Origin of the sequence: Amycolatopsis sp. NPDC024027 (assembly GCF_040638975.1) — a bacterium.
Lineage (GTDB): Bacteria > Actinomycetota > Actinomycetes > Mycobacteriales > Pseudonocardiaceae > Amycolatopsis.
This window is the reverse complement of sequence record NZ_JBEZYY010000001.1, coordinates 715,074-728,102: the sequence shown is the minus strand read 5'-3', so window position 1 is coordinate 728,102 and position 13,029 is coordinate 715,074. Positions and strand designations below refer to the sequence as shown.

19 protein-coding genes are annotated in these 13,029 nt (G+C 73.0%); 15 read left to right on the top strand and 4 right to left on the bottom strand.

Annotated features, from left to right (window positions below; genetic code table 11):
• Nucleotides 1-135: 135 nt before the first annotated feature.
• The gene (locus AB0F52_RS03570; protein WP_360164121.1) at nt 136-699 is read right to left on the bottom strand and encodes a helix-turn-helix domain-containing protein; all 564 of its coding nucleotides are present in this window, start codon (nt 697-699) and stop codon (nt 136-138) included.
• Nucleotides 700-776: 77 nt separating this feature from the next.
• Between AB0F52_RS03570 and AB0F52_RS03565 the strand changes: the two genes are divergently transcribed.
• The 13 genes from AB0F52_RS03565 to AB0F52_RS03505 all read left to right on the top strand — a co-directional run bounded on the left by AB0F52_RS03565 (nt 777) and on the right by AB0F52_RS03505 (nt 9,368).
• Nucleotides 777-1,688 carry an NADP-dependent oxidoreductase gene (locus AB0F52_RS03565; RefSeq protein ID WP_360164119.1) on the top strand — a complete coding sequence of 304 codons (912 nt, stop codon included), beginning with the start codon at nt 777-779 and terminating at the stop codon, nt 1,686-1,688.
• A gap of 56 nt (nt 1,689-1,744) precedes the next feature.
• Nucleotides 1,745-2,974, top strand: coding sequence for a MurT ligase domain-containing protein (locus tag AB0F52_RS03560; RefSeq protein WP_360164117.1), 1,230 nt, complete (start codon nt 1,745-1,747; stop codon nt 2,972-2,974).
• Nucleotides 2,967-3,683, top strand: coding sequence for a glutamine amidotransferase (locus AB0F52_RS03555; RefSeq protein WP_360164115.1), 717 nt, complete (start codon nt 2,967-2,969; stop codon nt 3,681-3,683). Before AB0F52_RS03560 ends, AB0F52_RS03555 begins: the two co-directional genes overlap by 8 nt.
• Before the next feature lie 70 nt (nt 3,684-3,753).
• Complete coding sequence (locus AB0F52_RS03550; RefSeq protein WP_360164113.1) at nt 3,754-5,142, top strand: ATP-binding protein; 1,389 nt, start codon at nt 3,754-3,756, stop codon at nt 5,140-5,142.
• A complete protein-coding gene (locus AB0F52_RS03545; RefSeq protein ID WP_103335647.1) occupies nt 5,142-5,822 on the top strand; it encodes a response regulator transcription factor in 681 nt (226 codons plus the stop codon). The genes AB0F52_RS03550 and AB0F52_RS03545 overlap by 1 nt, the downstream gene beginning before the upstream one ends.
• A gap of 134 nt (nt 5,823-5,956) precedes the next feature.
• Nucleotides 5,957-6,337: a gas vesicle protein gene (locus AB0F52_RS03540; protein ID WP_360164599.1), complete on the top strand. Its 381-nt coding sequence runs from the start codon at nt 5,957-5,959 to the stop codon at nt 6,335-6,337.
• A gap of 17 nt (nt 6,338-6,354) precedes the next feature.
• The gene (locus AB0F52_RS03535; protein ID WP_013230356.1) at nt 6,355-6,654 is read left to right on the top strand and encodes a gas vesicle protein; all 300 of its coding nucleotides are present in this window, start codon (nt 6,355-6,357) and stop codon (nt 6,652-6,654) included.
• The gene (locus tag AB0F52_RS03530; RefSeq protein ID WP_360164110.1) at nt 6,651-7,385 is read left to right on the top strand and encodes a GvpL/GvpF family gas vesicle protein; all 735 of its coding nucleotides are present in this window, start codon (nt 6,651-6,653) and stop codon (nt 7,383-7,385) included. The genes AB0F52_RS03535 and AB0F52_RS03530 overlap by 4 nt, the downstream gene beginning before the upstream one ends.
• Nucleotides 7,378-7,665 carry a gas vesicle protein gene (locus AB0F52_RS03525; RefSeq protein WP_360164108.1) on the top strand — a complete coding sequence of 96 codons (288 nt, stop codon included), beginning with the start codon at nt 7,378-7,380 and terminating at the stop codon, nt 7,663-7,665. Before AB0F52_RS03530 ends, AB0F52_RS03525 begins: the two co-directional genes overlap by 8 nt.
• Nucleotides 7,662-7,895 carry a gas vesicle protein K gene (locus tag AB0F52_RS03520; protein WP_360164106.1) on the top strand — a complete coding sequence of 78 codons (234 nt, stop codon included), beginning with the start codon at nt 7,662-7,664 and terminating at the stop codon, nt 7,893-7,895. The genes AB0F52_RS03525 and AB0F52_RS03520 overlap by 4 nt, the downstream gene beginning before the upstream one ends.
• Nucleotides 7,892-8,209, top strand: a complete 318-nt coding sequence (gene gvpJ, locus AB0F52_RS03515) for a gas vesicle protein GvpJ (RefSeq protein WP_013230352.1) — start codon at nt 7,892-7,894, stop codon at nt 8,207-8,209. The genes AB0F52_RS03520 and gvpJ overlap by 4 nt, the downstream gene beginning before the upstream one ends.
• Nucleotides 8,206-8,766, top strand: coding sequence for a GvpL/GvpF family gas vesicle protein (locus AB0F52_RS03510; protein WP_360164103.1), 561 nt, complete (start codon nt 8,206-8,208; stop codon nt 8,764-8,766). Before gvpJ ends, AB0F52_RS03510 begins: the two co-directional genes overlap by 4 nt.
• A 74-nt stretch (nt 8,767-8,840) precedes the next feature.
• Nucleotides 8,841-9,368 carry an NHL repeat-containing protein gene (locus AB0F52_RS03505; RefSeq protein ID WP_360164101.1) on the top strand — a complete coding sequence of 176 codons (528 nt, stop codon included), beginning with the start codon at nt 8,841-8,843 and terminating at the stop codon, nt 9,366-9,368.
• Here AB0F52_RS03505 and AB0F52_RS03500 read toward each other — a convergent pair.
• The 3 genes from AB0F52_RS03500 to AB0F52_RS03490 are packed head-to-tail and all read right to left on the bottom strand — an operon-like array spanning nt 9,365 to nt 10,922.
• Nucleotides 9,365-9,766, bottom strand: coding sequence for a CoA-binding protein (locus tag AB0F52_RS03500; protein ID WP_360164099.1), 402 nt, complete (start codon nt 9,764-9,766; stop codon nt 9,365-9,367). The two genes, AB0F52_RS03505 and AB0F52_RS03500, sit on opposite strands and share 4 nt — an antisense overlap.
• A 23-nt stretch (nt 9,767-9,789) precedes the next feature.
• Nucleotides 9,790-10,362: a hypothetical protein gene (locus tag AB0F52_RS03495; protein WP_103335663.1), complete on the bottom strand. Its 573-nt coding sequence runs from the start codon at nt 10,360-10,362 to the stop codon at nt 9,790-9,792.
• A gap of 56 nt (nt 10,363-10,418) precedes the next feature.
• Nucleotides 10,419-10,922, bottom strand: coding sequence for a VOC family protein (locus AB0F52_RS03490; RefSeq protein ID WP_360164097.1), 504 nt, complete (start codon nt 10,920-10,922; stop codon nt 10,419-10,421).
• A 138-nt stretch (nt 10,923-11,060) separates the two neighbouring features.
• Between AB0F52_RS03490 and AB0F52_RS03485 the strand changes: the two genes are divergently transcribed.
• The gene (locus AB0F52_RS03485) at nt 11,061-11,873 is read left to right on the top strand and encodes a 2-keto-4-pentenoate hydratase (RefSeq protein WP_360164095.1); all 813 of its coding nucleotides are present in this window, start codon (nt 11,061-11,063) and stop codon (nt 11,871-11,873) included.
• Nucleotides 11,870-12,631, top strand: coding sequence for a fumarylacetoacetate hydrolase family protein (locus AB0F52_RS03480; RefSeq protein WP_360164093.1), 762 nt, complete (start codon nt 11,870-11,872; stop codon nt 12,629-12,631). The genes AB0F52_RS03485 and AB0F52_RS03480 overlap by 4 nt, the downstream gene beginning before the upstream one ends.
• The last annotated feature ends 398 nt before the right edge of the window (nt 12,632-13,029 follow it).

Below are 13,029 nucleotides of genomic sequence, written 5' to 3'. Positions count from 1 at the left end.
CGGTGCGTGCGGTGCGTGCGGTGCGTGCGGTGCGTGCGGTGCGTGCGGTGCGTGCGGTGCGTGCGGTGCGTGCGGTGCGTGCGGTGCGTGCGGTGCGTGCGGTGCAGCCTTCGGCCAGAGTGCCCCCGCGGGAGCTCAGGCAGTGACCGCGGCTCGCACCTCATCAAGAGCCCGCCGCGCGGCCTCTCCGAAGTCCCCGGCCTCCGAACGGCTCCACCGCTCGTAAGCGATCTTCATCGCCAGCGCCCCCAGCTCGGCCGCGACCCGCGCCGCCAGCTCAGGCACCCCGCGCTGCCGGAGCGCATCGGCCATCGCCGCCGTCAGGGCCAGCCCCTTCAGCGCCTCCCGCTCCCGCAACTCCGGATGCGCCGAGATCACCGACCGCCGCAGGGCGCTGAACTCCCGGCGCTCGGCGGTGAACACCTTCTCGCCGACCGCATCCATGGCGCACGCCACCGCCTCGAGCGGTGCGAAAGTCCCGGGCGCGCCGGCCACCGCCTCGGCGAGCAGGCCCGCCATCGTGCTCCCCCCGAACAGCACCTCGCGCTTGTCCTGGAAGTGCCGGAAGAACGTGCTCTTCGTCAGCCCCGCCCGCGCCGCGATGTCGATCACCGTCGTGTTCTCGTACCCGCGCTCCGCGAACAGTTCGAGGGCGGCCTTGCTCAGCCTCTCCGGCGCGTTCGGTTCCCAGCGGGCCATGCGGCCCAGCTTACGGCACTTGGTCCCGTGGGAAGGTGTACGGTGACGGGACCAAGTCCCATAACAGGAGGTTCCCCATGAGCCGAGCCGTCGTCTACGAGAAGTTCGGTGGCCCCGAGGTGCTCGAACTGCGGGAAGTGCCGGAACCGCACGCCGGCCCGGGTGAGGTGCGCGTGCGCGTCACGGCCGCCGGGCTGAACCCGATGGACTGGGGCCTCGCCGCCCGGCCCGAAGTCGCCGCGCGGTTCGGGATCACCCTGCCGTCCGGCTTCGGGTACGACTTCGCCGGCGTTGTCGACGAAGTGGGGCCCGGGGTCGAAAACACCGCCGTCGGCGACCGTGTCCACGGTGGCGCGCTCGGCCGGGCCGTCGCCGACTTCGTGGTCGTCAAGGAGTCCGACGCGCTCTTCCCCACCCCGGACGGCCTCAGCGACGAGGTGGCGAGCACGCTGCCGGTGGCCGGTTCTTCCGCCCTGGCCGCGTTGGCCGCCGTCGGCCTGCGGGACGGGGACACCCTGCTCGTCGGCGGGGCCGCCGGCGGGGTCGGCATCTTCGCCGTCCAGCTCGCGAAGCTCGCCGGCGCCACCGTGCTCGGCACCGCCGCCGAAGGCACCTTCCCCTTCTTGCGCAAACTCGGCGCCGAACCCGTCACCTACGGACCGGGCCTGGCCGACCGGGTCCGCGAACTGGGCAGCATCACCGCGGCGGTGGACCTCTTCGGCACCGAGACCTCCGATGCCGCGCTGGCCCTCGGCGTCCCGCCCGAGCGGATCGCCACGATCGCCGCCGGCCCCAACCCGCCGGGCGGCGTGCGCGCCACCGGGGGCGCCGACGCCGACCCGGGCGCGCTGAAGCAGATCGCCGACGCCATCGTCGCCGGCCGGCTCACCGTGCCCGTCGCCGCGGTCTTCCCGGTCGAGCGGATCCGGGACGCCGTCGCGTTGCAGGCCGCGCGGCACGTCCACGGCAAGGTCGTCGTCACGCTCTAGAGACCGGCGCCACTGACTCAGGAAAATCACAGCGCCCGGCGGGCACCATCCAGCCGATGTCCGTCCGAAGTCCTCTCCGCACCCGCGCTTCCGTGGCCGCCGGGCGGCTGACCGCCTGGCTGTCGCGCAGCTCGGGGCTCGGCCGCGGCGGCATGATCGGCGGCCGCGTCACGCTGGCGCTCGATCCGGCCGCCCTGCGCCGCCTCGGCCGCGAACGCACCGTCGTGCTCGTCACCGGCACCAACGGCAAGACCACGACGTCGCTGATGCTCACCCGCGCGCTGGAAACGCTGGCCGAGGTCGCCGCGAACAGCGACGGCTCGAACATGCCCGACGGCGTCCTCGCCGCGCTGACCGCCCGCCCCGACGCGCCCTACGCGGTCCTCGAGGTCGACGAGACCTACGTGCCGTGGGTGGCCGACCAGGTCCGGCCCGCCGTCCTGGTGCTGCTCAACCTGAGCCGCGACCAGCTGGACCGGGTCGGCGAGGTCCGCGCCACCGAACGCGACCTGCGGGCCGCCATCGCCGGGTTGCCCGGCACGGTGGTCGTCGCGAACTGCGACGACGTGCTGGTGACGTCCGCGGCGAGCGTGGCCGCGAAGCTCGTGTGGGTCAGCACGGGCCGCCGCTGGACCGGCGATTCGACGGCGTGCCCGCGCTGCGAAGGCCGCGTCGAGACCCACGAGCGGCACTGGAGCTGCGAGTGCGGGCTCGCCCGGCCGGAACCCGGCTGGACGCTCGACGGCGAACTCGTCCTCACCCCGGGCGGCCGCCAGGTCGACCTCGACCTGCGGCTGCCCGGCGAGGCCAACCGCGCCAACGCCGCGCTCGCGCTCGCCGCGGCACACCGGCTCGGCGTGCCGCCGCACACCGCCGCGGCGCGGCTGCGGACCATCACCGACATCGGCGGCCGCTACCGCACGATCCGGCGGTCGCGGCACTCCGTGCGGGTGATGCTGGCGAAGAACCCGGCCGGCTGGGTGGAAACGCTGCGGGTGCTGGACGAGGACACCCCGGTCGTCGTCGCGGTCAACGCCCAGGAAGCCGACGGCCGGGACCTGTCCTGGCTGTGGGACGTCCACTTCGAACGGCTCCGCGGGCGCCAGGTGGTCGTCACCGGCGAGCGCGGCGCCGACCTCTCGGTCCGGCTCTGCTACGCCGAAGTCGCGCACTGGGCCGAGCCGGACCCGGTCGCCGCGATCGACGCGCTGCCGCCCGGCGCCGTCGAACTGGTCGCCAACTACACCGCGTTCCGCGACCTGGTGGGCAGGCTGCCCGGTGGCTGATTCGATCGTCCACATCGGACTTTTGCTGCCGGAAGTGCTCGGTACCTACGGCGACACCGGCAACGCCCAGGTGCTCGGGAAGCGGTTGCAGTGGCGCGGGCTCGACGCCGAGGTGGTGCCCGTCGGGCTCGGCGAGCCGGTGCCGTCCACCTTGGACCTGTATCTGCTCGGCGGCGGCGAGGACGGCGCCCAGGTGCTCGCGGCGGCGCACCTGCGCAAGTACCCGGGCCTGCGGCGGGCGGTCGCGGCCGGCGCGGTCGTGTTCGGCGTGTGCGCCGGCCTGCAGGTGCTCGGCACCCGCTTCCGGGGCCTGGACGGCGTCGACCACGACGGGCTCGGCCTGCTCGACGTCACCACCGAACCGGGCCCGCAGCGCGCGGTCGCCGAACTGGTCGCGACGCCGTCCCGGCTCCTGGACGGGGATGCCCTGACCGGGTTCGAAAACCACCTGGGCGTCAGCAAGCTCGGCGCCGGCAGCGAGCCGCTCGGGCGGGTCGTGCGCGGCACCGGCAACGGCGACGGCACCGAAGGCGCGGTGACCGACCGGGTCGTCGGCACCTACCTGCACGGCCCGGCGCTCGCCCGCAACCCCGCGCTGGCCGACCTGCTGCTGGCCTGGACGATCGGGCACCCGCTCGGCCCGCTGAGCCTGGCCGAGGTCGAGCGGCTGCGCGAGGAGCGGCTCGCCGTCCCGCGCCGGCGCCGGTGAGCGGGTGGTCCCGCCGGCCGCCGCTGCCGACCACCGGCCGGCGGTCGGCGGCGGTCGTTACGCTGCGTTGGTGAGACTGGGCATGGTGATCGCCGCGACCGGCGTCCGGATGCGCGCCACCGCGGTGGCGGTGTTCGCGCTCGCGCTGGCCATTGCCGTCGGTGGCGTGGCCGTGGTGCTGCTGCTCGAGGAGTCGCTCGACCGCAGCGTCACCGAGAGTGCCCGCAGCACCGGGCGGCAGGTCGCCATCCAGCTCATCCGTGAGGGCGCGCGCGACCTGAGCGCGAGCGACGTCGCCAGCACCGGCGACACCGAGGCCGTCACGCAGGTGCTGGACGCGCGGCGGACGCCGATCGCGAGCGACCCGGCGATCGTCGGGCACCCGCCGCTGACCGCGGCCCGCCCGGTCGCCGGGCACGAAATCGTCGAAACGCTGCCGCTCGGGCTGAACGGGGACAACGACGACTACCGCGTCGTGTCGCAGGAGGTGATCGGGCCGGGCGGCCCGTACACCGTGATTTCCGCGCGCTCGCTGGAACCGGTCACGGAGGCGTCGACGCGGCTGACGCTGCTGCTCGGCCTGATCGCCGTGCCGCTGCTGGCGATCGCCGGGCTCGCGGTGTACCGCGCGGTCGGCTCGGCGCTGCGGCCGGTCGAGCGGATGCGCCGGACCGTCGCGGAGATCTCGACGCGCGACCTCGCCGCGCGCGTGCCGCTGCCGCCGGGCGGCGACGAGGTGCACCGCCTGGCCGTGACGCTCAACGAAATGCTGGCCCGGCTCGCGTCGGCCCAGGCCGCGCAACGCCGGTTCGTCGCGGACGCCAGCCACGAACTGCGCTCGCCGCTGTCGACGATCAGCACCGCGCTCGACGTCTCCGGGCGGCACCCGGAGAGCACGGGGGACCTGGTGCCGGTGATCGGCCGGGAAACCGCGCGGCTGCGCGAACTCGTCGACGACCTGCTCATGCTGGCCCGCACCGACGACGCGACCGACCGGCCGCAGCGCACCGAGGTCGACCTCGACGACATCGTCCGCGCGGAGGCCGAGCGCGTCCGCGGCGAAACCACGGTGGACGTCGAGGTCCGCGCCGGGCCGGCGAAGGTGTACGGCAGTGAGGCCCAGCTGCGGCGGGCGGTGCGCAACCTGGTCGACAACGCGCGCGGGCACGCGCGCTCGCGCATCCGCGTCAGCAGCGCGGTGCGGGGCGACTTCGCCGTCGTCGAGGTGAGCGACGACGGCCCCGGCGTCGGGCCGGCCGACCGGGAGCGGATCTTCGAGCGGTTCGTCCGGCTCGACGCGTCGCGGCAGCGCGGGCACGGCGGCACCGGGCTGGGCCTGCCGATCGTGGCCGGCATCGCGGCGCGCCACGGCGGCCGGGCGCGGTACGCCGAACCGGACGGGCCGGGCGCGCGGTTCGTGATCGAACTGCCGGTGATCGAACTGCCCAAGGAGGAGTAGTGCGCCTGCTGATCGTGGAGGACGAGCGCGAGTTCGCGGAGACGCTGCGGCGGGGGCTGGTCGCCGAGGGCTTCACCGCCGATGTCGCGCACACCGGCCGGGAAGGCCTCTGGCGGGCGACCGAGCACGAGTACGACGTCGTGGTGCTCGACATCATGCTGCCCGAGCTGTCCGGCTACGAGGTGCTCAAACGCCTGCGGGCGGCCGAGAACTGGACGCCGGTGCTGATGCTGACGGCCAAGGACGGCGAGTACGACGAAGCCGACGCGTTCGACCTCGGCGCCGACGACTACCTGTCGAAGCCGTTCTCCTTCGTCGTGCTCATCGCCCGGCTGCGCGCGTTGCTGCGGCGTGGCGCCCCGGCCCGCCCGGCCGTGCTGGAGGCGGGCGACCTGCGGCTCGACCCCTCCGCCCGTACCGTCCACAGGGGACAGAAGCGGATCGAGCTCACCGCGCGGGAGTTCGGGTTGCTGGAGTTCCTGCTGCGGCGGGCCGGTGCGGCGCTGTCGAAGAACGAGATCCTCAGCCACGTCTGGGACGCGCACTACGACGGCGACGAGAACGTCGTCGAGGTCTACATCGGCTATCTGCGGCGCAAGATCGACGCGCCGTTCGGCACCCACACCATCGAGACGGTCCGGGGCGTGGGCTACCGCCTCGTGGACGTTACTCGATCGTAATCAATCGGCTGTTTTCGGGAAATTGGTTCCCCTGGGTGTCCGCGCGTTGCGCCGTTCGTCTCCGCCGGTTGCCGCGGATCGCCCAATAGTGCGCGCGAACCGGTGAAAAATGCCGTCCCTTGACGGCGCTGCACATGATCCTCCGTGTTGCTACGGTGGGCACCCTACCTGCGACGAGGAAAGCGATGCCGGAATCGCCACTGCCGCTCCCTGCCCAAAACAAGAATTCCCCCGAAGTAGCCGGGAAATCCGTTTCCCGGCTGCGTGCCGCCGACGCCATTCGGACTGCCAAGGATCGGTTCGCCATGGTGACGGGGCTCACTCCGCATGCCGTGACCGGGATCCGCAGCCGGGGTGACGGGGGCTGGTCCGTGCTCGTCGACGTCGTCGAGTTGGCCCGGATCCCGGACTCCACCAGCGTGATGGCCACCTACCGGGTCGACGTCGACGCCGACGGCGAGCTCGCCGCCTGTGAGCGGCTACGCCGGTTCACCCGAGGTGCCACCGATTCCTGAAAGGAAGGTCGACACGATTGGCCGCTTCGTCCGATTCGTTGGCGGACATTCTGGAACGCGTGCTCGACAAGGGCGTCGTCATCGCCGGTGACATCGGTGTCAGTGTCGTCGACGTCGAATTGCTGACCCTGCGGATCCGGCTGTTCATCGCGTCCGCGCAGACCGCCCGGGAAATGGGCATGGACTGGTGGACGAACGATCCGTTCTTTGCCCCGAATGCCGCACGCGCGGAACTGGGGACGACCGATCTGGCGGCGCGCGTCGCCGAACTGGAGGCCCGGCTGCCCGCGCCGGGCGGGAGGGAAGAACCCCGGTGAGCACCGGAAACTGGCTGTGCGCGTACGCGATCACCCGCAACCGCCCGTCCACCTTGGACATCGGCCCGGTGCCGCGGCTGATCGGCTACCGCGACCTCGGCGTGGTCGTGTCCGAAGTGGCGCCGGCGCGCTTCGACCGCATCGACACGCTCGACCCGGTCGACGGCACCCTCGCCGAGCTGGCCCGCGAGCACGACGCCGTGGTGCGCGCGGTGTTCCGCAGCGAGCCGGTGCTGCCGCTGAGGTTCGGCACGGTCCTCGACGGCGAGGACGCCGCCCGCCGGCTCCTGGAGGCGGGCTACGACCAGGCGCGTGACTGCCTCGAAGAGGTGGCCGGCCACCGCGAGTGGGGGGTGCGGATCCGCCACACCGAGCCGGCGGCGACCACCCGGCCCGATGCGACGGGCCTGACGGGAACGCAGTACCTCGTGCGCCGGCGTGAACGGCTGAAGGCGATCCAGCGGGCTCGCGAGGACGTGGCCAGTGCGGCGCGCCGGCTCGACGAGGCGTTGCGCCGCCACGCGGCCGACAGCCTGGAACGGACCCGGTCGCACGGAGTGCTGGCGAACACGGCGTACCTCGTGGAGACCGGCCGGGAAGCGGCGTTCCACGCGGAGGTCGAGTGGTTCGCCCGCGAGCTGAGCGCGGCGGGGGCGACGGTGGAGACCTCCGGGCCGTGGCCGCCGTACTCGTTCACCGACGTCGAGCTCGGAGCGACGGCGCATGGCTGACACGTCCCCCCTGCCCGCGAGTGCCGGCGCGGCCAGGCCCACGACGGCGATCGGCGACCTGCTCACCGGCGCCGGCGCGCCGAGCCGTGGCGACCTGCTCGCCGAGGTCTTCACCCCCACCGGCACCAACACCGCCGAAGCCATCGTCGATCTGCTCGACCGGGTCGTGCACCGCGGGGCCGTCATCACCGGTGACGTCATCATCTCCCTCGCCGGCATCGATCTCGTGCGGCTCGATCTGCGGCTGCTGCTGCTCGGGATCGAGGGGACACCGGGATGACCCAGCGGATCGCCGCCGATGCCGGGCGCGGGCTCGGGCACCTCGTCGTCACGGTGCTCGACGTCCTCAAGGAAGTGCTGGAGCGGCAGGCACTGCGGCGGCTCGACGCCGGCACCCTCACCCCGGCCCAGGTCGAAGCGCTCGGCCAGGCCCTCATCGCGCTGGAACTCCGGTTCGCCGAGATCCGCGCCGCCCTCGACGACATCCCCACTACCGAAGGAGTGAAGTGACCAGACCGGGACAGGCCGGCGGCGGCCTCGCCGACACGCTCGACATCCTGCTCGACAAGGGACTCGTGATCGACGCCTCGGTGCGGGTGTCGGTGATCGGGATCGAGCTGCTGGCGATCGAAGCGCGGATCGTCATCGCCAGCGTCGACACGTACATCCGGTACCTCGAAGCGATGCAGCGGCTGCAGAACGCCACCGCGCCCGGGCAGATTTCGCAGGGCCTCGGCCAGACGACGGGGCTCATCCCGCCCCCGCCGCCGACACCGGCCGTCGCGGTGCCGGTGGAACCGGTCATCCCCGTCGAACAGCCGTGACGCTCCAGCTGTACGGCGTCGTGCGGGCCGGGCACCCGCGGGCGTCGTGCACGGTCTGCTGGGAGGACCTCGCCATGGTCGTCGGCGACCCCGAGCCCGACCCGGCGGCGCACCTGGCGGTGGTGTCCGCGCTCGTCGAGGGCGGCCCGGTGCTGCCGGTCCGGTTCGGCACCGTGGCCGAGGACGAGGACGCCGTCCGCACCGAGGTGCTCGCCCCGGCCGCGGACACCTACCGCGCCGACCTGGACCGGCTCGACGGCCTGGCCGAGGTGCACGTCTGCCTCCGGTTCACCGAGCCCGGGTCGGCGTGGCGGGCGGCCCGCTCGGACGTCCTGCTTTCCCGGGTCGCCGAACGGGCCCGCGACTCCGTGGCGCTGCCGGCGGGCGAGAGCGCCGACGAGCGGTGGGCGTTCCTGGTCGGGCTGGGCGACCTGCTCGTCGTCCGGGACACCGTCGCCGGGCTCGCGCGCGGCGACGGCGTCCAGGCCGACTGGCTGGGACCGTTGCCCGCGTACAGCTTCCTCGACCGGCGGACGTGCTCCCGCTGGAGCTGGTGAGCGGGGGCGGAACAGTCGCTGAACACTCGTCCCGGCCCTGGCCGCGGTGGCTCGCCGCCGGTGATCCTGGTGCTGTGACCAGCAGTGAAGTCGCCGCGCTCCCGCGGGCGTTCGGCGGACCCGGCGCCGGGCCGGGGCAGTTCCGCGCGCCGTCCGGGCTCGCCGTCGACGCTCGCGGCCGGGTGTGGGTGGCCGACACCGGCAACGACCGGGTCCAGGCGTTCACCCGCGACGGCGCGCTCGTGCGCGTCCTGGCCGGGCGGCTCAAGGCGCCGGAAGGGGTGGCGGTCGACGCGGCCGGCAACGTCTACGTCGCCGACACCGGCAACCGCCGCGTGGTGCAGTTTTCGTGGCAGGGCGGGTTCGTGCGCGAGTTCGGCGGCCTGACCCGGCCCCGCGGAGTCGCGCTCGATCGCGCGGGGCGGCTGCTGGTCGACGACACCGGGCGCGTAGCCCGGTTCGACACCCGCACCGGCGTCGCGCTGCCCGGCACGGCCGAGCCGATCAGCTCACCGAGGGACATGGCCGACGACGGCGCCGGCGGTGTCTGGGTCGCCGAGCCGGGCAACCACCGGATCGTCCACTTCGGAGCGTCCGGCTAGCTCTTCGAGATCGAGGCGGTCGCGCGGACGACGGCGGTGCAGCGGTTCTCGACGTAGGCGAGCCCGCCCTCTTCGGCGATGCGACGCGCTTCCGCGGAGACGATGCCTTGCTGCAGCCACAGCGCTTTGGCGCCGATCTCGACGGCCTCACGGGCGATGCCCGGCGCTTCGGGGGACGGCCGGAAGACGTCGACGAGGTCCACCGGTTCCGGGATGTCCTTCAGCGACCGGTACACCTTTTCGCCGAGCAGCTCGGTCGCGGTCGGGTGCACCGGGATGATCCGGAAGCCGTGGGCCTGCAGGACGGCCGGGACGCCGTGCGCGGCCTTCGCCGGGTCGCGGCTCAGGCCGACGACGGCGATCGTGTTCGCGCCGGCGAGGATCTCCTCTGGGGTCATACCGGTGGAACGCGCGGTGGGCGTCAAAGCTTCCAGAGCCGCAGGCCGCGCACGCGGTAGACCGGCCACACGACGTGCCACGGCTTCCGGCGGGCGAAGGTCGCGGCGCAGATCAGGATGTTGCGGGCGGACGTCGTCGCGACTTCGTGGCGGTCGGCCCAGGTGGCGCCCTTGGCGCCGACGGCGATCCGGAACACGGTGAGCAGGCCGCGGCCCTGCAGGTCGTACTTCGCGCCGGTGTCCCCGGAGCCGGGGGCCAGTTCGGCGATCTCGGCGCCGAACGCGCGGGCCGCCTGCGGCGCCACTTCGGCGGGGACCACGCCGACACTGCGGGTGATCGCCTTGCCGTGCATCCGCCGCGCGTAGCGGAACAGCAGCGCGCGTTCCCACCACGGCAGCAGCCGGTGGTGCCGGAGGAGGGCGGCGCACTCGCCGTGCCCGATCGCGAAGATGCTCGTCAGCTCGTCGTAGGCGCCGTTCGTCGCGGGCTCGTTCAGGTGCAGGCGCACCTCGAACCGGGTGCGCGCGGTCAGTTCGTCGAGCCGCTCGCGGTGATCGAGCCGCGCCTTCGCGCGGGAGAGGGACCAGTCGGACATCGGACCTCCAGGCGTCGCGCACAGGCTAGTTGGCGCGCGACGCCCGGACCACGCTTTCAGCCGATCTTCTCGCCGTACATCTCGCCGAGCGGGTCGGAGATCAGCTCGACGCGGGCACCGTCCGGGTCGGACAGGTAGATGGACGTCCGGCTCTCCAGCAGGTACTGGACGCCGGCTTCGTCGAGCTTGTCCTTGATGGCGGCCCACCGCCCGGGCTCGACGGACAGCGCCAGGTGGTGCAGTCCACCGAGGACTTCCGCGTACGGGCCGAGGTCCAGACCGGGCAGGTCGAAGAACGCGACCGCGTTGCCGTTGCCGACGTCGAAGAAGAAGTGGCTGGAGCCGGGGTAGTCGCGGTTCTCGATCAGCTCGGTGAGCGGGAAGCCCAGGATGTCCTGGTAGAACTCGATCGTCCGCTCGACGTCGCTGGAGATCAGCGCGGTGTGGTGGATGCCGCGGCCGTTCGTCGCCGGGCGTTCGGCGGCCGGGCGCAGGTGGCGCTCGCGCAGCGCGTCGCGGGTTTCGGCGAGCTTGGTGACCTCGGCCTGGGTCGGTGCCATGTCCCTCACGTCCCTTCCTGGGGTGTCACTCACGATACGCCGGATTTATCTCGCGCGCAAGAGATTGCTTGGCGAGAGTTCCGCTGGACGGAACGTTTTCGCTTGTGTGCGCGGGGCGCGCACGGCAGAGTCGCGGGAGTGGACGTCAGTAAGGTGGAGGAAGCCGCTTTGGCTTTGGCGCGGGCCTATGCCTCGCGTGAGCCGATCGAGCCGCTGATCAAGACGTATCCGGACGCGGGCGTCGAGGACGCGTACCGGATCCAGCAGGAGCAGGTGCGCCAGTGGGTCGAGGGCGGCGACGCCGTCCGCGGCCACAAGGTCGGCCTCGCGTCGGCGGCGATGCAGCGGCAGATGGGCGTCGACCAGCCCGACTACGGGCACCTCACCGGCAGCATGTTCCACCTGGAGCACCAGCCGATCCCGACGTCGGCGTTCCTGCAGCCGCGGATCGAGCCGGAGATCGCGTTCGTGCTCGGCTCGGCCCTGCGCGGCCCGGGGGTGACGGTCGCCGACGCGGTGCGGGCGGTCGAGTTCGTGCTGCCGTCGCTGGAGATCGTCGACTCCCGCATCCAGGACTGGAAGATCTCCCTGTTCGACACGATCGCGGACAACGCGTCTTCCGGTGGTGTGGTGCTGGGGAGCAGCCCGACGGCCCTGGGGTCGGTGGACCTGCGGCTGGCCGGCTGCGTGCTGTACCGGAACGGTTCGGTGGCGGCGACGGGCGCGGGCGGCGCGGTGCTCGGGTCGCCGTTGAACTCGCTGGTGTGGCTGGCGAACACGGTCGGGCCGCTGGGCGTCACCCTGGAACCCGGGCACGTCGTGCTGCCGGGGTCGATGACCCGGGCGATCCCGGTGTCGCCGGGCGACACGATCGTCACCACGATCGCCGGGATCGGCAGTGTCACCGCGGTCTTCGCTCCCGCTTCGTCTGCTTCACCGGAGGATGCATGAACGTGCGAGAAGCAGCTGCTTCTTTGCTGGGGACGGTCTCGGAACGCGCGCCGCTCTCGGCCGGCTGGCCGGAACTGGACGTGGACACGGCGTACGCGATCCAGGACGAGGCCCTGCGGCAGCGCCGGGCCCGGGGCGAGACGCTGATCGGGGTGAAGCTGGGCCTGACGTCCCGGGCCAAGCAGCAGCGGATGGGCATCGACGCGCCGTTGCTGGCCTGGCTGACCGACGCGATGGTGCTGCCGATCGGCGCACCGGTGCCCCACGACGAGCTGATCCACCCGCGCGCGGAGCCGGAACTGGTCTTCGTGCTGGGCCGCCGGCTGGCGGGCCCGGGCGTGACGGCGGCGACGGCGCTGGCGGCGGTCGACCGCGTGTACGGCGGCATCGAGGTGATCGACAGCCGGTACACGGACTACCGGTTCACGCTCCCGGACGCCGTCGCGGACAACGGCTCGTCGGCGTACTTCAGCGTGGGCCCGGTGGGTGTCGCGCCGGCTTCGCTGGATCTGTCGTTGGAGGCGGCTCTCCTGGAGGTCGACGGCCAGATCGTCGACACGGCAACGGGCGCGGCGGTCCAGGGCCACCCGGCGGAAGCCCTGGCCCTGGCGGCGAACACCCTCGCGGCGCGCGGCCTGGCCTTGGAGCCGGGCTGGCTGGTCCTGACCGGCGGAATGACGGACGCGGTCCCGCTCCGCCCCGGCTCCCGCCTCGCCGCCCACTTCTCCCACCTGGGCTCCCTCACCCTCGCCACCTAACCCCCGATGCCCGCCCAATCACGCGAGTCGTCCCTCCAATCACGCGAGATGCCCGCCCAATCACGTGAGATGCCCGCCCAATCACGCGAGTTGGCCGCTCAATCACGCGAGTGACGCGTGCCGAACCGGCGAACTCGCGTGTTTGAAGGGTCGGCTCGCGTGTCTGGAGGGTCGGCTCGCGTGTCTGAAGGGTCGACTCGCGTGCTTGGAGGGTCGACTCGCGTGCCTGGGACGGTCGGCCGGCGAGTCGGCCGCCGGGATACGCGGGCTGATCGGCTGGGTGCGTGGGCCAACTGCCTGAGTACGTGGGCCGACCCTTCGGGTGCGTGGGCCGACCGCCTGGGTGCGCAGGCCGGCCCTCTGGGGACGCGGGCCGACTGGCCGGGGAGGGGGTCGGT